This is a genomic window from Thalassospira povalilytica (genome assembly GCF_002844235.1).
GTDB classification, from domain to species: domain Bacteria; phylum Pseudomonadota; class Alphaproteobacteria; order Rhodospirillales; family Thalassospiraceae; genus Thalassospira; species Thalassospira povalilytica.
Genome location: NZ_PGTS01000002.1, coordinates 808,639 through 826,523, shown reverse-complemented (window position 1 = coordinate 826,523; position 17,885 = coordinate 808,639). Strand labels below are relative to the sequence as shown.

At 55.4% G+C, this 17,885-nt stretch carries 14 protein-coding genes; 10 read left to right on the top strand and 4 right to left on the bottom strand.

Features of this window, described 5'->3' with window-relative positions:
- Positions 1–37 precede the first annotated feature (37 nt).
- Both CU041_RS08120 and CU041_RS08115 read left to right on the top strand, forming a co-directional pair.
- On the top strand, positions 38–2,116 hold the full coding sequence (locus tag CU041_RS08120) for an autotransporter assembly complex protein TamA (RefSeq protein WP_233433043.1): 2,079 nt from the start codon (positions 38–40) through the stop codon (positions 2,114–2,116).
- Positions 2,113–6,549: a translocation/assembly module TamB domain-containing protein gene (locus CU041_RS08115; RefSeq protein ID WP_101246366.1), complete on the top strand. Its 4,437-nt coding sequence runs from the start codon at positions 2,113–2,115 to the stop codon at positions 6,547–6,549. The genes CU041_RS08120 and CU041_RS08115 overlap by 4 nt, the downstream gene beginning before the upstream one ends.
- A 12-nt stretch (positions 6,550–6,561) precedes the next feature.
- Here the strand turns inward: CU041_RS08115 and CU041_RS08110 are convergent, their stop codons facing one another.
- The 3 genes from CU041_RS08110 to CU041_RS08100 all read right to left on the bottom strand — a co-directional run bounded on the left by CU041_RS08110 (position 6,562) and on the right by CU041_RS08100 (position 8,896).
- Positions 6,562–7,512 (bottom strand): sugar kinase, encoded by a 951-nt coding sequence (locus CU041_RS08110; protein ID WP_101246365.1) that lies wholly within the window; start codon positions 7,510–7,512, stop codon positions 6,562–6,564.
- A gap of 42 nt (positions 7,513–7,554) precedes the next feature.
- Entirely contained in the window at positions 7,555–8,439 is an 885-nt protein-coding gene (locus CU041_RS08105) for a MurR/RpiR family transcriptional regulator (protein WP_101246364.1), read from the bottom strand.
- A 67-nt stretch (positions 8,440–8,506) separates the two neighbouring features.
- A complete protein-coding gene (locus tag CU041_RS08100; protein WP_068517378.1) occupies positions 8,507–8,896 on the bottom strand; it encodes a RidA family protein in 390 nt (129 codons plus the stop codon).
- A gap of 207 nt (positions 8,897–9,103) precedes the next feature.
- Here CU041_RS08100 and CU041_RS08095 point away from each other — a divergent pair, with 207 nt between their 5' ends.
- The 5 genes from CU041_RS08095 to CU041_RS08075 all read left to right on the top strand — a co-directional run bounded on the left by CU041_RS08095 (position 9,104) and on the right by CU041_RS08075 (position 14,740).
- The gene (locus CU041_RS08095; protein WP_068517379.1) at positions 9,104–9,625 is read left to right on the top strand and encodes a TRAP transporter small permease; all 522 of its coding nucleotides are present in this window, start codon (positions 9,104–9,106) and stop codon (positions 9,623–9,625) included.
- Positions 9,622–10,902 (top strand): TRAP transporter large permease, encoded by a 1,281-nt coding sequence (locus CU041_RS08090; protein WP_101246363.1) that lies wholly within the window; start codon positions 9,622–9,624, stop codon positions 10,900–10,902. The genes CU041_RS08095 and CU041_RS08090 overlap by 4 nt, the downstream gene beginning before the upstream one ends.
- A gap of 99 nt (positions 10,903–11,001) precedes the next feature.
- Positions 11,002–12,057 carry a TRAP transporter substrate-binding protein gene (locus CU041_RS08085; protein WP_068517381.1) on the top strand — a complete coding sequence of 352 codons (1,056 nt, stop codon included), beginning with the start codon at positions 11,002–11,004 and terminating at the stop codon, positions 12,055–12,057.
- Between the two features lie 86 nt (positions 12,058–12,143).
- Complete coding sequence (locus CU041_RS08080; RefSeq protein WP_101246362.1) at positions 12,144–13,613, top strand: M81 family metallopeptidase; 1,470 nt, start codon at positions 12,144–12,146, stop codon at positions 13,611–13,613.
- 56 nt (positions 13,614–13,669) lie between these two features.
- Positions 13,670–14,740, top strand: a complete 1,071-nt coding sequence (locus CU041_RS08075) for a D-TA family PLP-dependent enzyme (RefSeq protein WP_101246361.1) — start codon at positions 13,670–13,672, stop codon at positions 14,738–14,740.
- Between the two features lie 32 nt (positions 14,741–14,772).
- Here the strand turns inward: CU041_RS08075 and CU041_RS08070 are convergent, their stop codons facing one another.
- Positions 14,773–15,264: a hypothetical protein gene (locus tag CU041_RS08070; RefSeq protein ID WP_101246360.1), complete on the bottom strand. Its 492-nt coding sequence runs from the start codon at positions 15,262–15,264 to the stop codon at positions 14,773–14,775.
- A gap of 165 nt (positions 15,265–15,429) precedes the next feature.
- On the opposite strand from CU041_RS08070, the gene CU041_RS08065 reads away from it, so the two are divergent.
- The 3 genes from CU041_RS08065 (at position 15,430) to CU041_RS08055 (ending at position 17,877) form a co-directional block, all read left to right on the top strand.
- On the top strand, positions 15,430–16,314 hold the full coding sequence (locus tag CU041_RS08065; RefSeq protein WP_233433042.1) for an alpha/beta hydrolase: 885 nt from the start codon (positions 15,430–15,432) through the stop codon (positions 16,312–16,314).
- Positions 16,315–16,441: 127 nt separating this feature from the next.
- Positions 16,442–17,383: a bifunctional Delta(1)-pyrroline-2-carboxylate/Delta(1)-piperideine-2-carboxylate reductase gene (gene lhpI / locus CU041_RS08060; RefSeq protein ID WP_101246359.1), complete on the top strand. Its 942-nt coding sequence runs from the start codon at positions 16,442–16,444 to the stop codon at positions 17,381–17,383.
- Entirely contained in the window at positions 17,380–17,877 is a 498-nt protein-coding gene (locus tag CU041_RS08055; protein WP_068517386.1) for a thioesterase family protein, read from the top strand. Before lhpI ends, CU041_RS08055 begins: the two co-directional genes overlap by 4 nt.
- The last annotated feature ends 8 nt before the right edge of the window (positions 17,878–17,885 follow it).

Sequence of the window (17,885 nt, the reverse complement as noted above, 5' to 3'; positions counted from 1 at the left end):
TCACCTGACCGGACACAAAGCACAAGGGATATGACGTTTGACAAGCCGCATCCGCCGCAAATTTGGATCATATGGGCGATCTGCTGCGATCGTTCCGCTATTGATGGCGGGAACGATGCTGGCTGCGTGCTCATCTGACGAAGGAATTGGCGGGCTGGATTTCGGGTTTGGCAATGGCGAATCACAAGCCCCGGCTGATCTGCGCACCACCATCCCCTATGAGGTGGAACTGACCGGCATTGACGATCATGAAGAACAGCTGATCGAGGCATTGAACGCGGTCAGTACCGCGCGCCGGTTGCAGTCACGCCCGACCGCATCGCGTGCCGGACTGCAACGCCGGGCCGAAGATGATGTTGAACGGTTCCAGGCGGTTCTGCGATCCAACGGATTCTATGACGGCCAGATCACGTTCGAGATCACCGAAAAAACCGGTGATGACGCGCCCGTCGAAGAAAACGGCAATCCGGCGGGCAGCGAGAATAATGAAAATGACGATGTCACCGCAAATGACACGGTGAATGGCACCGCGTCGCAAGACACGGTTGATGAAGCTGATCACCGCGACAATGGTGCAAACGGTGATAACGGTAATAATGGTGAGAATGGCGATGGCGCACCCACACCGCTTGTTCTGACCTATATGATCGATACCGGTGCGCCATATCTGATTGCGTCGGTTGACCTGGTGATTGTGCGCCCGGACGAAGTCGTCGAACGCCCGGCAACCGATGCCGAACTTGAAAGAACCCGCCTGCAAATCGGTCAGCGCGCCACTGCAGAACCGATCATTCTTGGTGAACAATTCGGTGTCGATATCCTGCGTGATCAGGGCTATCCGCTGGTCAAGGCGACCAAGCGCACGGTAATGGCCGATACCGCACAGAAAACCATTTCGATCAAATATGCCTTTGAAACCGGGCCAAAGGCCAATTTCGGCGCGGTTACGGTCAATGGTGCCGACGAGGTCGATCAGGATTTCATCGCGGGATATCGCAGTTGGCGGGCCGGCGAGCAATACAGTCCTGAACGGGTGCGCGAAACGCGGCGCGATCTGGCGCAGACCAACCTGTTTGACAGTGTGATCGTCAAGGTCGCAGGCCCGGTGGGCGAAAGCGGCGAGATCCCCGTCGAAATCAATGTGGTCGAACGCAAAATGCGGTCAATCGGCGGCGGCGTTGATTTTTCGACCGCGGATGGTCCGGGCGCCAACGCATTCTGGGAGCATCGAAACCTATTCGGTGCCGGTGAAAGGTTGCGGCTTGGCGCCGATGCCTCAAGCCTTGAACAGGGTCTAAGTGCGGAATTCAAAAAGCCGCAATTCCTGCAACGCAAACAGGCCCTGGTGGCCGAGGCGAATGCAAAAAACAACGATACCGATGCCTATCAGGGGGCAACGGTTGACAGTTTTGTCGGTGTCGAACGTCCACTTGGTGAAAACTGGTCGACGACCCTTGGCGTGACGGCGGAATATTCCGACCTGACCGGGTCGGATTCCCCGAACGAGGAATTCTACCTTGCCGGTTTGCGCGGTATCCTGCGCCATGACAATACGGACAATCCGCTTGATCCCACGCGCGGAACGCGGTTTGAAATCAATGTGTCGCCCTATATGGGGCTGACCGACCATGATACCAATTTCACATCGGTGTCGCTGTCCGGGTCGCAATATCTTTCGATTGATGATGACGGGGATTATGTTTTGGCCGCACGGGCGCGGACCGGGACAATCATTGGTGAGGAACGCGGCAATTTGCCATCGAACAAACGCTATTATTCCGGTGGCGGCGGGTCGATCCGTGGTTATGAATATCAGAAAGTCGGCCCCCTTGATGATGATCATGATCCGCTTGGCGGGCGTTCGGTTCTTGAACTCGGTTTTGAATTCCGTGCCCGGGTCACCGAAAGTTTCGGCGTTGTGCCGTTTGTCGAGGGCGGCAATGTCTATGCACGCAGCGAACCCGAAGACATTTCCCTGTTATGGGCGGCCGGTCTCGGTTTCCGGTATTACACCGCCGTCGGGCCATTGCGCTTTGACGTTGCCGTGCCACTTGATAAGCGTGAAAACGTCGATGATGACTATCAATTCTATATCAGTCTGGGGCAGGCATTTTGACCAGGTCTGAACTTCCGTCAGAGAATAAGCCGCATGAACATGAACGCCGTACACCAGCCCTGAAATGGGCGCGTTACGGTGCGTTTGGTGTTGGTGGTACCGTCCTTGCCGTGGCTGCTGTTGTCGGGATTGCCGGGACCGGACCGGTATTGCGCGCATTGACGCCGATGATCAATGAAACGGTTTCGGCTGCGACCGACAGTTCATTTGAGCTTGGCCGGATTGAGGGCAGCTTGTGGACCGGGCTGACACTTGATGGCTTGCGAATGGAACGCCCGGCAGACGGCTTTCACCTGGATCTTGACCAGGTCGATTTTGACTGGTCGCCACTGGCCCTTTTGGGCGGGAAATTGCAAATCAATCACGTCGGTTTGCAAACCGCCAGCATCGTGCTCCCTGATGGCAGTCTTCCCGATACCCCCGATGACGAAGCCCCAGATGACGGTGGCGGGTTCAGTTTGCCGCTTGCTGTGTCGGTTGATGCGATTGATCTTCGCGAAATTGCGCTGGTTGATCCGGTTTCGGGCAAGGGATTTTTATACAGCCTTAAGGCCAATGGCGCGATCGGCACCAATCTTTCGGCGACAGCTGCGCTGAATTTGCAGCCACTTGATGGTGGCAGCGATCAGCTTGATGTCGATCTTGATTTTGATGGTCCCAAACAGCGACTGTCGGCCAGAATTGACGGGGAACTGGGCCGCGAAGGTGTGGTCATGACCCTTGCGGGGGTGACGCCCGATATTGCACCCGATGTACGCATCAAGCTTGCCGGGGATGGTCCGGCCGATGACTGGAACGGCAAACTTGAACTGACCGCAGACGGTTATGCGGCGCTGGCCAGCGATGTTGGTGTGCAATTGTCATCCGATGTTCTGGCCTTTTCGCTGGATGGCGGGGTTCAGACATTTGACCGTATTTCCGGTGATTTGCCCGAACCGCTAAGGGGGGATATTGCCCTTGGCATTGGCGGGGCATTCAATGCGGATGATCAAAAACTTGCCCTTGATCGCATCACGGTGGCGATGGCAGATGTGCTTGATCTGTCGGCAAGTGCACATCTTGATTTGGCCGAAAATCTGATTGCCGCACGGCTGGATGGTGATATTGATCCGGCCTTGTCCGGGCTGCTTGATGATGCGGTACGCTGGGGGCAGGTTGCACTGTCGGTCGAGGCCAATGGCGATCTTGCCATGCCCGGTCTTGTCGTTGCGATTGATGGTCAGGATGTTGCAACACCGGTTTCGACGATCGCACGCATGCAAGTGCGCGCCAATATGCCGGCATCTGATGGGGACGGGCCGGTTGCGGCAAACCTTGATGCATCGACGTCGGGCACCGTCTGGCAGGACAGCGATCTTGGCGCATTTTTGGGTGCGGATCAGGAACTTTCGCTCAATGCGCTGGTCAACCCGGATTTTTCGAGGATATCGGTCGGCAAACTGGTGCTGACTGCGCCGCAAATGGCGGTCAACGGTTCTGCTGAAATTGATGACACATTTTCGCTTAACGGCGCCAAGCTGGTCGGTGATGTTGCCGATCTGTCGATCTTTGCGCCGATTTCCGGTCTTGATCTTGGCGGGCAGGGGAAGGTTACGCTTGATAATCTGAGCTGGTCGGAACAGGACGGTCTGAAAAGTGATGTGACGGTTTCGGGCACGCAAACCACGTTCGGGATTTCCGATCTTGACCGGATTGTCGGCCCGTCCCCCACGATTTCGGGCAAGGTTGCGCTTCTGCCCAACCTTGATCTGATGGTTGATCTGGATGCGGTGAATGCCGCAACGATTAATGGGCCGATCAAAGTCGACATCACAAACGAATTTGAACGTCTTGCCGTTACGGCCGATCTTGATGTCGCGCCGGGCACGGTGCCACCCGATATCGGGGTGACGATTGCACCGGCAAAGCTTTCAGTGCGTCTGGACGGGGATATTGCCGCCCCGCCTGGTCAGATTGACCTGCGGGTGCCAAATGTCAAAGCCGGCGGACAACGCATTGATAATGTGGTGTTATCGAGCCGCATGTCATGGTCGGATCAGGCAGTATTGGCGCTGCGCAATAGCGGTTCGTTCAATCTGGGCAAGCATGCCTATGACATCGCGGCGAATGTGCGCCTGCCGGAAAATGATCTGTTGATCAGCGACATTCTGTTGCGCGGTGAATTTCTGGATCTGGGCGGTGAACTTGTTCTGCCGGGGTATGCCGTCCCGATGCGGGGCAGTCTTGAGCTAACCAAGCTTGATGCCGAAATGCTTGGCGATTTCGGGGGGCCATTTGCCAATGGAACGATCAGCGGCGATATCGGCTTTGTGCCGGAAGACGGGCGTCAAACCGTCACGCTGTCGGCCTTGGCCAAAGGATTGCGTATTGATCAGCAGCCCGATGGCAATCCGGCAATGATCGAGAATGTGAATATTGCCGCGACAATCCGTGATGCCTTTGCCCAGCCCGATATCAAGGCCGATATTGATGGCAAGGATATCGTCTTTTCACCCATCGCCATTGATGACGTTACCGTCGGGATTATGGGTGGGCTGGATGCCTTTGACGTCACGATGAACACGACCGGATTTTATCAGGGCAATGTTCCGATGTCGGCGGATTTGGCTGCCAATATCGGGTTGGGGGATGATATCCGTGTGGTCGCGGACAAGTTCGACTTCGCGCTTAGCGATCAGACCATCAAACTGCGCCGTCCGTTGCAATTTGTCATGGCAGCGAACGGTCAGCAAAACCTGGATGCTGATGTAACCGTCGGGTCCGGTCATCTGGTGGCAACGGTTGCGCAGGAAGCAGGTCAGAAATCGATTGCCGGTGACCTTTCGCTTGATGATGTCGATCTGGGGCCATGGGGCCGTATTGCCGGGTATGACGGGCTAAGCGGTGTTGCAAATCTGTCGGCCAACTTGCGCGAGACCAAGGGCACTTTGCCCGTGGCTGCGGTCAAAGGCCGGATCAGTGGCATTACCGCAAACACGGTCAAGGATATGGAGCCGTTCGAAATGGTTCTTAACCTTGATCTTGCCAAGGGGATCCTTAACGGGACGGCCAATCTTGGCAATCGCGATGTCAAAATCCTGTCGGCACAGGGGACAGTCCCGCTTGCGGTTTCGGTCCTTGCGCAGAATTTCAGTCCCGATCTTGCCGCACCGGTATCGGCAAGTGTGCGGATGAATGGCGAAATTGCCGAATTCTGGCCCTATGTACCGGCGCCGGATCATCAGGTATCGGGCACGATCAATCTGGAACTTGATGTTGTCGGAACACTTGATGATATCGGCTGGAAAGGCAATCTCGGCCTGTCTGACGGGCATTACGAGAACCTTGTTTATGGCACGATCCTTGAACAGGTTACGCTTGCGGGCGAGTTTGATCAGAACGGGCTTTCGATCCCGTCAATCACCGCAACCGATGGCGGCAACGGCAAACTTGATGCATCGGTTGACCTGACGGTGAAGGATGGCGGCGAGGCGGCCTATGACGTAACCGCCACCTTGCGCAATTTCGCCCTGTCGCGGGTCGATGAACTGCAATTCTGGGCCGATGTTGACACCAAGGTCACCGGCAATCAGGAAAGTGCCGATATCGAAAGCACGGTTACCGTTCAGCGTGGCGAGGTGGATTTGTCGCTCGCGCTGCCGGAATCGGTTCCGACAATCGAAGTCGCCAATCTGCCTGACGAGGAAGAAAAGGAAGAAGCCCGTAAGGCGGCTGAAAAGGATAATGGATTTTCCGGTAACCTTGACGTGACCGTTGATATTCCCGGTCGCTTGTTTGTGCGCGGCAAGGGGCTTGATTCCGAATGGGGCGGGCGCCTTGAAATTTCGGGCACCACCGATGATCCCAGCATTGTCGGTCAATTGTCCGCCTTGCGCGGGCAGCTTGACATCATCGGCAAGACATTCGTCATCAAGGATTCCAAAATCACCTTTGCCGGGGGATCACCACCCGATCCGATGCTTGATATCAAAGGCGTCTATACCACGGCCGATCTGGAGGTCACCGCCGGGTTCCAGGGCCCGTCAAGCGATCCTGAACTGGTTCTGACGTCGGTGCCGTCCTTGCCCGAAGATGAAATTCTGTCCCAGGTCCTGTTTGGCAAATCCCAGGGCAGCCTGAGTGCTGTTGAAGCCGTGCAGCTGGCCAGTGCGGTGAACGAGCTTTCAGGCGGGGGCAGTGGACTTGATGTGGTCGGAAGTGTCCGGCGCTTTATCGGTGCTGATGTGCTTCAGGTCGGTGGCGGTGAAAACGGGCCCGAGGTCAAGGTCGGCAAATACCTGACCAAGGGCGTCTATGTCGGCACCAAGGCCGGATCAACACCGGGATCAAGCGGGGTTGAAGTCGAAATCGAAGTCACGCCAAATATCAGCGTGACCAGCGAAACCACTGAAATCGACAGCAAGGCAGGTGTTCAGTACCGGCTGGATTACTAGGTCGGGGCGAACTTAGCCGAATTTCAGATCACTGATATCAACCAGCGCCCCGTGGCGGCAAATCACCCTTCCTGCGACCTTTTGGGCGACGGCAATGGCGTCTTCGATGCTGTTGCCGTGTGACCGTGCTGCCAGAAACGCCCCGTTAAAGGAATCACCGGCCGATGTTGTATCGACAATGTCGGTGATCACGGGCGGGGAAACAAAGCCCGACTGTCCGTCACGATTGCACCAATAGGTCGGGGCACCGCCCGATTTGACCACAACTTCGCGCAGACCGGCATCAAGCCATCTTTGGCCCGTCTGTTGCGCGGATATATCCCCGAAAAGGGCGGCGTCATCGTCAAAGGTCGGAAGTACCGTGTCACAATATGGCGCAATCGCCTGATAGATTTCGATTGCGGTTTTGGCATCAGGCCAAAGGCGCGGGCGATGGTTGGTATCAAAGTAAACCTTACCACCCTGGTTCGCATATTCGGCGACAAGCCTGATCATGTTCTGGCGGTCAGCAGGCGACAGGATCGCAAGACTGATCCCCGACAGATAAAGCCCGTCAAAGCGCGCAAAAGCATTTTTGATGGTCTGGTCATGTCCGCCCGCCAGAACCTGTTTGGCGGCGGCCTGATCGCGCCAATAGGAAAAGCTTCGTTCGCCGGTCGCATCGGTCTGGATGGTGTAAAGACCGGGCAGGGCGCCGTCGACCTGGCGGACCAGATCGGTCGCAATGCCATCGGCCTGCCAGGCCGCAATCATCGCATTGCTATAGGCATCGCGACCAAGTGCCGTGATATAGGCAGCCGTCCCCGATTGTGCCGGATCAAGAAGGCGGCTGGTGCGCGCCATATAGGTCGCGGCATTCAACGTATCCCCGGCAAAGCCAAGCTTTGCAGCGCCGAAAACAGACCCGGGCTGTGCCCCGGAAAGTTCAAGCATACATTCACCGATAAATGCGATCTGGGGCATGGGGTAACCTTTGTGCGGGGCAGATAAATTTGGTGGGCGCGCCTAGTCCCCGATGGGCTGGCGCCCGGTCGGCAGATTGACCGTCAGAAGGGACGATCTGATACGGCGCAGCTTTTCTTTTGCCTGATCTGGCATGCGGCGCGCAACAGCGGTGGCAATGACATCGATGGTGGCCAGAAACGCATGGCGCGTTGCCGTGGGTTTATAGATATCGGGGTTTTCAGGCATTTCGATCCCGATGACAAGGTCGCTTTCCGCAGCAAGCGGGCTGTCAGGATTGGTCAACGAGATGACCTTGGCACCATATTGCCGGGCGATGGCGGCGGAATGGATCAGCTCGGTCGGACGACCGCTGGTCGAGATGGCAAAAACCACATCGTCCGGTCCCAAAGTTGACGACAGCATGCGTTGCAAATAGCCGTCACTTTGCGATTGTGCCGGAATGCCCAGGCGGAAAAAACGGTTTGCGGCATCAAATGCCACGGTGGTCGAACCACCCCCGACGCCGAAAAATGCAATCTGGCGGGCCTTGACCAGAATATCGGCAGCCTGATCGACCTGGCTTGATGAAATCTGTTCGCGCAGAAGACGCAAATTGTCGATGATAACGCCCAGAACGTGACTTGAAAGAACGTCTGCATCTGTTGTGTCATCCGAAATGTCTTCGGATGTCAGATACTGCATACTGACCGCAAGGTTCTGCGCCAGACGCATTTTGAAATCACGGAACCCGTCACAACCAAGTGTCCGGCAAAAACGAATGACCGTCGGTTCGCTGACGCCAACATTGTTGGCAAGATCGGAAAGGGCAATCGTGGTAACCGCTTCCAGATTCTCGCTGACATAATTGGCAACCAGCTGTTCCCGGTTGGGGAAGTCACCCGACTGGTTACGCAGCAAACTGATAATGTCGGCCGTCGGTTGCATGGGTCTTGTCCGGTTCTGTTTCAAAGGTCGGGCAGGGGTGCCAAAATTGGCACCCCTTTGGGAAATATCACTTTTCCGGTTTGTAGGCGATAGCTTCAATTTCAATCTTTGCGTCAACCATCATCTGGGACTGTACCGTGGAACGTGCAGGACGCTCACCCGGGAAGAATTCGGCATAAACGCGGTTAAAGGTCCAGAAATCGCGGGTATCAGCCAGCCAGACATTGATCTTGAAGACATCATCAAGCGTGCAATCGGCCAATGCCAGTGCGGCCTTGACGTTTTCCATGGTCAGACGGGTCTGGTCTTCGATACCGCCATAGGCGATTTCACCATTTTCCTTCATTGCGACCTGACCGGAAATATAGACGTAGTCGCCTGCGCGAACTGCGGGTGAAAACGGCAATTTCTGTCCGCCGGCACCGCTGCGTTCATTGCCATAATGTTTGATCGCCATTGAAAACTCCCTGCTTTGGCTGATGGATCGTTGTAAAAACAATATCCTGTTTAAAATGTAGTTTAACTACCTAAATCAGTTTCAAATTTCGGTCAATAGCCGAAAAATTGTGCTTTTAATATCAAAAATGTGTAGACAAGCTACAAAATGATACTCAATATGTAGAAAAAATACACAAAAGATTCATCAGCGGAGAGTTTGGCGAAGATGGCATTACGCCGTGTTGAAACCATTGCAGCAATGTTAAGCCGTGGCCTGAACTGGGGTGTCGAACGCGTGATCGCGGTTCTGATGCTGGTTCTGGTTCTTGATGTATGGCTTGGGGTTATTGACCGATACATTTTCCATTGGCAATTGCCATGGCCCGAAGAACTTGCCCGTTATCTGATGATCTGGGCGGCACTTCTGGCGATTTCGGCCGGGATTGCGCGCCGCGAACATATCGGCATCGGGATGTTTGTCTTGAGCCTGCCAATGCCGATCCAGCGCACCATCCTGTTTCTTGTCGATCTGATTGCGCTTGCAGCCTTCCTGTATCTGGCGATCTACGGATTTGGTTTTGCCGAAGGCGGCATGCGCCGACAGGCGATGATTTTCGGCATGTCGCTGGCACTTCCCTATGCCGCAGTGCCGGTTTCGGCACTTCTGGCGGCCATCCAGCTTCTTCTTGTTGCCTTGCGTGATCAGGGCCGTTTCATCCCGGTTGATCTTGCGGAGGGCGCAGAATGATCGTCGCCATTATCTTTGTTGTTCTGATGGTTCTGGGCATGCCGATCGGCTTTGCCCTTGGTGTGGCGGGTGTTGTCGGCCTGTTTGACATGGGCGGGGGGATGTTCCTGTCCCAAGGCCCAAGCAAGGTATTTAACGGTCTGAACGTATTCCCGTTCCTTGCCATGCCGTTCTTTATTCTGGCTGGCGAAATCATGAACCATATCGGCATTACCAGCCGTCTGGTCAAATTCGCCCAGGCTCTTGTCGGGCATATGCGCGGCGGTCTTGCCCATACCAACATGCTGGCATCGGTCTTCTTTGCCGGTCTGACCGGGGCGGCGACCGCCGATGCGGCGGCCTTTGGCAAGACGCTTGTGCCTGCGATGGTTGAACGCGGATATCGCCGCGACTATGCCTGTGCGGTTACTGCGGCCGGATCAATCATCGGCCCGACCATTCCGCCGTCGGGTTTGATGGTGGTTTATGGGTCGCTGATGGGGATTTCGATCGGTGGTCTGTTTGCCGCCGGGATCCTGCCCGGTCTGATGATCTGTCTGATCTGCATGACCGTGATTGCCGTGACTGCACGTGCCAAGAACCTGCCGAAAAATGAACGCCGGGCGACACTTCTGGAAATCTGGCAGATTTTCAAATCATCGATTACGGCCCTGATCATGCCGCTGATCATTCTTGGCGGCATTCTTGGCGGGGTTGTCACACCGACCGAGGCGGCATCGGTTGCCGTCGGCTATGCGCTGTTTATCGGGGTGTTCATCTATCGCGCGCTCAGCTTTGCGGATTTCTTCAAGATGCTGGTGCGCACCGCACGTGTGACCGGGGTGATCTTTGTGATCATTGCCTTTGCGTCGATCCTTGGCTGGTGGCTGAGTTTCAACCGCATTCCGCAAGAAGTCGCAAGCCTTGTTCTGGGCGTTTCGGAAAACCCCTATATCGTGATCTTCATGATTGTCGGCCTGCTTTTGATGATCGGCATGGTGATGGATATCAATGCCATCCTGATCATTCTGGCGCCGGTTCTGGTTCCGCTGACCCTTCAGATCGGGATGGACCCGATCCATGCCGGGATCATCTTTGTCCTTGCGCTCAATATCTCGCTGATGACGCCGCCCGTCGGGGCCTGTCTGTTCGTGCTGTCATCAGTGACGGGTGAAAAGCTTGAAAAAATTGCTGCACAGCTTTGGCCGTTCCTTCTGGCCGAGTTGGGCGTGTTGTTCCTGTTTGCCTTCTGGTCGGATCTGGCACTCGCGATACCGCGACTGCTTGGCTTCCGCTAGGCCAGCGGGTTGAAGACAGCCCCGGTCAGTCCGGGCCGGGGCGCGCACCAAAACAAGATGCCGGACACCATAAAGTCGTTACATCAAGGAGAGGTAAGAATGAAAACCGTAAAGCGTTTGGGCGCTGCTGCCCTGGCCACTGCGATGCTGATGGGCAGCACCTCGATGGCGTTTGCCGAAACCAAGGTTCTGAAATTCGCGCATGACAACAAGGCCGACCCGTTTGAAAACCCGGCCCATGCCTGCACCGCGGTTTTTGCCAATATTGTCGAAGCTGACACCAATGGCGAAATCAAGGTCGAAGTCTATCCGTCCAACCAGCTTGGTTCGGCTGCCGAACATGTTCAGATGGTGCGCGATGACCTGATTCAGGCGACGCTGACCTCGACCGGTGCGCTGGCATCCTATTATCCGCGCATTGATGTTCTGAACCTTGCATTCGCGTTCGACAGCAACGCATCGACCTATGATGTGTTTGACGGTCCGTTCGGTTCGGCACTTGCATCGGATATCGAAGGCACCCTTGGTGACGTCAAGGTTCTTGGCTTCCCCGATACCGGCGGGTTCTTTGCTGTGACCAACTCCAAGCATTCCATCGCGACGCTTGAAGATTTCAAAGGCATCCGTATCCGTACCATGTCGCTGCCTTCGCATCAGAAAATCATGCAGGCGCTCGGTGCAGAAGCATACCCGATGGCCTGGGGTGAAGTTTATGCCGGCCTTCAGACCGGTGTGATCGATGGTCAGATGAACCCGGTTCCGACCGTGACCTTTGCCAAGTTCAACGAAGTCCAGGGCTACCTGACGCTGACCAACCACCTGTTCTCGCCTTACACCATGATGCTGTCGAAAACCTTCTGGGATGGCCTGACCGCCGATCAGCAGAAAATCATTCGTTACGCTGCGCAGTCTTGCGTCGTTGCAAGCCGTGGTGTTTCGCGCGTGATCGAGGCATCTGATCGTGGCCTTGCCGGTCTTAAGGACAAAATGGAAATCACCGCACTGTCGGCTGAAGACCGTGAAAAGTTCAAAGAAGCAACCCAGCCGGTCGTGGTCAAACACGTTCAGGAAAGCCTCGGTGACGAAGGCGTCAAGCTTCTGAACCTGTTCCAGCAGGAAGTCGATAAGGCCAACGCCAGCCGTTACATGGAATAAGCCGTTCCATCTGCCGAAGGGGCAGGGTTCTGCCCCTTCGGATTCCATTTTCCAATTTGATAAGACCAATAACAAAGGCACGGGCCATGCGGATTTTTTGCGCCTCGATTGCAACCGAGACCAATACATTTTCCCCTTTAAGAACTGATTTTTCCGATTTTCAGGAAAGCTTTTACGCACCTCCCGGCCAACATCCGGTCACACCGACGCTGTGCAGTGCCGTCTTTACCGAAGGCCGTCTTCGCGCTGCCAAGGAAGGCTGGGAACTGATCGAAGGAACCGCAACCTGGGCCGAACCGGGCGGGTTGGTCAGCCGCGAGACGTATGAACAGCTCCGTGACGAGGTTCTTGGTCAGTTGCGCGCGGCCATGCCGGTGGATGGCGTGATCCTTGGCCTGCACGGGGCAATGGTGGCGCAGGATTATCTTGATTGCGAAGGTGACCTGATTTCGCGCATTCGCGATCTGGTCGGTCCGGATGTCGTGATCGGCACCAGTTTCGATCCGCATAGTCATTTGACAGCACTTCGGGTCGACAATGCCGACATTATCGTGGCGTTCAAGGAATTCCCCCATACCGATTTTGTCGAAACCGGCCGGGCGGTTGTTGATCTTGTCCTGCGCACCTTGCGCGGTGAAATCACCCCGACCAAGGCGGTGTTTGATTGCCACATGATCGAAGTTCTGCCGACATCGCGCGAACCGATGCGGTCCTTTATCGACCGGGCAAAGGATATGGAAGGCACGGGCGATATCCTGTCGATATCGTTCATTCACGGATTTATGGCTGGTGACGTTCCCGATCTTGGGGCCAAGGTCGTTGTCACCACCAACAATAACCCTGCGGAAGCCACACAGATAGCACGAGACCTGGGGGTTGAGTTGTTTGGTTTCCGTGGGGCCACCCGCCCGACATTCCTCAAACCCGAAGCCGCCCTTGATCAGGCATTGGCATCCGATGCACAGCCGATTGTTCTGACCGATGTCTGGGATAATCCGGGTGGCGGGGTTCCGGGCGACAGCACGATTTTGCTGCGTGCGGTGATGGAACGCGGGCTTTCCGATTATGCCTTTGGCACCCTTTGGGATCCGATGGCGGTAAAGACCTGTTTCTCGGCTGGTGAGGGCGCGACATTGCCGCTGCGCTTTGGCGGGAAAACCGGGGCCCATGCGGGCGCACCCATTGATGCCGAGGTGGTGGTCAAAAAGCTTGAACGCGATGCCTGGCAGTATTTCGGCCAAAGCATCGTGCCGCTTGGCGATTGCGCGGTGATTGAACTTCCGGGCGGGGGTGAGGTCATCTTGAACACCAACCGGTCGCAAAGTTTCGATCCCAGCCTGTTTTCCAACATGGGCATCGATCCGAAATCAAAAAAATATCTGTTTATCAAATCGACCAATCACTTCTACGATGCCTTCGCCAAGATCGCGGGCGAGATCATCTATATCGATGTGCATGGTCCTTATCCGTCGGATCCGAAAACCAACGGATACCGTCATGTCAAACGTCCGCTTTGGCCGATTGTCGATGATCCGTTTGCCCAAAAGGCAGGCTGATTGTCGATTGCCACTGCACCCTTCGCGTCACCACCGAATATCAAAGGACGTTTTTCATGACCCGTTCACCGCAATATCCCGAACTTGATACGCCTTGTGCGGTGGTCAATCTTGATACGGTCGATCGGAATATCGATGCCTATCAGGCCTATTGCGACAAGCATGGGATTGCGCTGCGCCCCCATATCAAAACCCACAAACTTCCGGCCTTTGCCAAACAGCAACTTGATGCCGGGGCCAAGGGGATTACCTGTCAGAAAATCGGCGAGGCCGAAGTCATGGCCGATGCTGGCATGGATGACATTCTTCTGACCTATAACGTGTTGGGGGATCGCAAACTTGCCCGTCTGCGGGCTTTGTTTGACCGGGTCAAAACCCTTCGCGTGGTGGCCGATAACCTCCCGGTGATCAATGGTCTGTCGCGTGCCTTTGCCGATAGTGCCAAGCCGCTTGAAATCCTGATTGAATGCGATACCGGTGGTGGGCGCTGCGGCGTTCAGACCCCGCAGGCGGCCCTGGAGCTTGCGCAAAAGATCAAGACCCTTCCGGGCATATCCTTTGCTGGTCTGATGACCTATCCGGCGGCCGGGGGTGGTGACAAGGTTGCGGCATTCTTTGGGGATGCGATGACCAAGCTTGCGGCGGTCGGCATTGACTGCCCGATCAGAAGTTCCGGCGGAACTCCGGACATGTGGAAGGCCCACGAGGTCGCCAATATCACCGAATACCGTATCGGAACCTATATCTATAATGACCGGTCGCTGATGGCGCGTGGTGTGTGTGCGGAAGATGATTGTGCGCTTCGTGTTTTGACCGAAATCGTGTCGCTTCCGGCCCCGGGCCGCGCGATCATTGATGCCGGGTCCAAGGTTCTGACATCTGATCTTCTGGGACTTGACGGGTATGGCTATGTCGTTGGTCATCCCGATGTTGCTGTGGTCGGGCTCTCCGAAGAACACGGCATTTTGCATTTTGACGCGGGTCTGACCCCGTTTGAAATTGGCGAACGGATTGAAATCATCCCCAACCATGTCTGCGTGGTCAGCAATATGCTTGATCAGGTGCATCTGGTGCGCGGTGATGCGATCCAAACCGTCGATGTGGAAGCGCGCGGCAAGGTTCTGTAATCAAACGAAAATGTGTTGGATGAACCCGGGATTTACGCCGGGTCATGGTTGGGCAGATAGCCGGTAAACCCGGTAATCAGCCATTTTCCATCCGGCTGCTTTTCGCAGTAATAATGGGTTTTCCAAAGCAGACGGTCTTCTGTGCCGTCTGCTTTTTTGATGCGCCCGTTAAAATGTTTGCGCACCAGTGCCCGGTTGCCGGTGATGTCGATTTTTTCAAGTCTGGTGGCGCGAAATACCCCGTCAAACAGGTCCTCGGCAAAGTCGATCTTTTGGGCTTCGACGGCCTGGCGCAGCCATTCATCGCGATAGGCACCAAGATCGGGAAACATCATTTTCCAGTCATCGGGATTATCGGATTTGCAGGCATCAATCGCGTAAAACCCGTCTGCCTTGAAATCATCCGCAACCATTGACCAGTCGGCGGCGACAAAGGCCGCAATATCACGCAAAACCAGCATTTCCCAGATACGGGTGCGGTCGGTATCCGTGGACGGAAACGGGCAGGAACGGGGCAGGGACATGGGGTGCTATCCGGTTGATATAAAAATTGTTTCCAGCAGTTTCGCATTCCGGTCCCGACCAATCAATCGCCGGGTATGAAAACGCGTAAAAATACGCATCCCTTATCCGAAGTGATTGCAAACAGGGTAAAATTGAAGAAAGATCGAAACAGGACGTCAAATCCTGTGACGTTCAGTCCCGCAATGTCCGAGGTGCCGATGGCTTGGGGTGGTTTCACATCTGCTGAACTTGAATGGCAATATAATCCGCGCGAAACCGTGCCGGAATTCATGACCCATTTCGAACGGTTTGTGAAACTGTCCGATGAAACGCGTGCCCAGCTTGGCGGCAAGATCGATGTCCGCTTTGGCGACGGTCCCAAGGAAACCATGGATGTTTTCATGGCATCGGAACCGGGGGCACCGGTTCATGTGTTTTTCCATGGCGGATATTGGCGCAGCCAGGACAAAAAGGATTACGCCTTTGTCGCCCGTGATCTGGTGGCGGCCGGGTTTACCGTGATTTGCCCGAATTATGATCTGTGCCCGGATGTAACGGTGGCTGATATCACCGACGAAGCCGTGCGCTGTATTGATTATATCTATCGCCATATCGAAGACTTTAACGGTGATCGCGACCGCATTTCGATTTCCGGCCATTCGGCGGGCGGTCAAATTGTGGCCCGTCTTGCCACCCATGACTGGGAAGAAACGCTTGGCGATCCGGCACCATTTTCCGCCGTTGTTCCGATATCGGGTGTGTTTGATCTCGAACCGATCCGTCATACGACGCTGAATGAGGATATCCGGCTTGATGCGGCGTCTGCGGCCGATAACTCGCCGATGCTTGATGCGGTGCCGGTGGATGTGCGGATGATGGTGATTGTCGGCGGTAATGAAAGCCCGGAATTCGTCCGTCAAAGTGATGCCTATGGCGCCTATTGTGGTAGCGCCGGGCACAAGGTCCCGGTCTATAAGGCATGGGGGGCAAACCACTTTACCGTGCTTGAAGAAGTCTTTTTGGGCACGGGGTCACTGTTTGGGCATCTCAAGCGGTTTCTTCTGCCCTAAACGACGGCAATTTCCATAAAAAACAGCATAAAAAACCGGTGCTCGTCCTGTGACGGGGCGGTCCTGACGTGGTATAAAAAACGTCCGCTACCAAACTGAAATCAAAAATAATTCTACAGGAAGGCACATGCGTTTCATCACTGCTGAAGATATCGACAAATTTGTATCGCCCCGGGACCTGGTCGAAGCCCTGCGCAACGGATTTGCCCAAGGGTGCGAAGCCCCGCTGCGCAGCCATTTCAACATGGAACGCAGCAACGAGGATGATGCGACTTTCCTGATCATGCCGGCCTGGCAAAAGGACGGGGCCGCGGGGGTGAAAATCGCCGCCGTGGTGCCGGGGAATTCGGCGCGCAATCTTCCGGCGGTTTCGGGAACCTATGTTCTTCTGGATGCGGTAACCGGTCAGCCATCCGCCGTGATTGATGGTACCAAACTGACCACGCGCCGCACGGCCGCGGCATCGGCCCTGGCGGCGGATTATCTGGCGCGCAAGGATGCGACTGACATGGTCATGGTCGGATCGGGTGCGATGGCCCCGCAATTGATCAAGGCCCATGCATCGGTGCGCCCGATCAAAAATGTCACGATCTGGAACCGCAATGCCGATAAGGCGACAAAGCTTGCCGCGGAAATTGCCGAACTTGGCTTCAATGCGTCGGGTACTGATGATCTTGAAACGGCCTGTAAGTCCGCAGACCTGATTTCATGCGCCACCCTTTCGACCGAACCGCTTGTGCGCGGTGATTGGCTGCGCGACGGCACCCATGTTGATCTGGTCGGTGCCTTCAAACCAACCATGCGCGAAACCGATGATGGCGTGATGGCAAAATGCCGGATCTTTGTCGACAGCTTCGAAGGGGCCAGTGCCGAAGGCGGCGATGTGGTTCAGGCGATCAATAGTGGTGCGATCGCCAAAACCGATATCCTGGGTGATCTGTTCGGTCTGACCCGTGGGGACGTTTCCGGACGTCAAAGCGACGGGGAATGCACGGTTTTCAAATCGGTCGGTCATTCGCTTGAAGATTTCTTTGCCGCGGTCGCCGTGGTAAAGGCGGTCGAAAAATGATCAGTGCCGATCTGTTCGCCCCGGAACCGCTCGAAGCGTTTCGTGGCAAAATCAAACCGGAATGGATTGATTTCAACGGGCATATGAATGTCGGCTATTACGTCGTTGCCTTTGATCTGGGATCGATGGCATTTCTTGATGCGGTGGGGATGGGATATACCTATCCCGAACGGCGCGGCGGGTCGACTTTCGGGCTTGAAATGCATGTGACCTATGATCGGGAAATTCATCAGGATGACCCGTTCGTCATCTATACAAGGGTGCTTGATTGCGATCAGAAACGCATTCACATGTATCATGAAATGCGCCATGGCACCGAAGGCTGGCTGGCCTCGACCAACGAAATCATCACCATGCATATCAATATGGCGGAACGCCGGTCGGCCCCGTTTCCCGATGATATCATGACGACCCTTAACCGGATCCGCGAAGCCCATGCCGAACTTCCGATCCCGTCCGGGGTCGGACGCAAAATCGGCATTCGCCGCAAGTAAAATGGAAA

Bases quoted from the DNA above. Each gene is read 5' to 3' on its own strand.
- CU041_RS08110 (WP_101246365.1), bottom strand. From the start codon at position 7,512: ATGCCCCAGATCGCATTTATCGGTGAATGTATGCTTGAACTTTCCGGG.
- CU041_RS08105 (WP_101246364.1), bottom strand. From the start codon at position 8,439: ATGCAACCGACGGCCGACATTATCAGTTTGCTGCGTAACCAGTCGGGT.
- CU041_RS08100 (WP_068517378.1), bottom strand. From the start codon at position 8,896: ATGGCGATCAAACATTATGGCAATGAACGCAGCGGTGCCGGCGGACAG.
- CU041_RS08095 (WP_068517379.1), top strand. From the start codon at position 9,104: ATGGCATTACGCCGTGTTGAAACCATTGCAGCAATGTTAAGCCGTGGC.
- CU041_RS08090 (WP_101246363.1), top strand. From the start codon at position 9,622: ATGATCGTCGCCATTATCTTTGTTGTTCTGATGGTTCTGGGCATGCCG.
- CU041_RS08085 (WP_068517381.1), top strand. From the start codon at position 11,002: ATGAAAACCGTAAAGCGTTTGGGCGCTGCTGCCCTGGCCACTGCGATG.
- CU041_RS08080 (WP_101246362.1), top strand. From the start codon at position 12,144: ATGCGGATTTTTTGCGCCTCGATTGCAACCGAGACCAATACATTTTCC.
- CU041_RS08075 (WP_101246361.1), top strand. From the start codon at position 13,670: ATGACCCGTTCACCGCAATATCCCGAACTTGATACGCCTTGTGCGGTG.
- CU041_RS08070 (WP_101246360.1), bottom strand. From the start codon at position 15,264: ATGTCCCTGCCCCGTTCCTGCCCGTTTCCGTCCACGGATACCGACCGC.
- lhpI (WP_101246359.1), top strand. From the start codon at position 16,442: ATGCGTTTCATCACTGCTGAAGATATCGACAAATTTGTATCGCCCCGG.
- CU041_RS08055 (WP_068517386.1), top strand. From the start codon at position 17,380: ATGATCAGTGCCGATCTGTTCGCCCCGGAACCGCTCGAAGCGTTTCGT.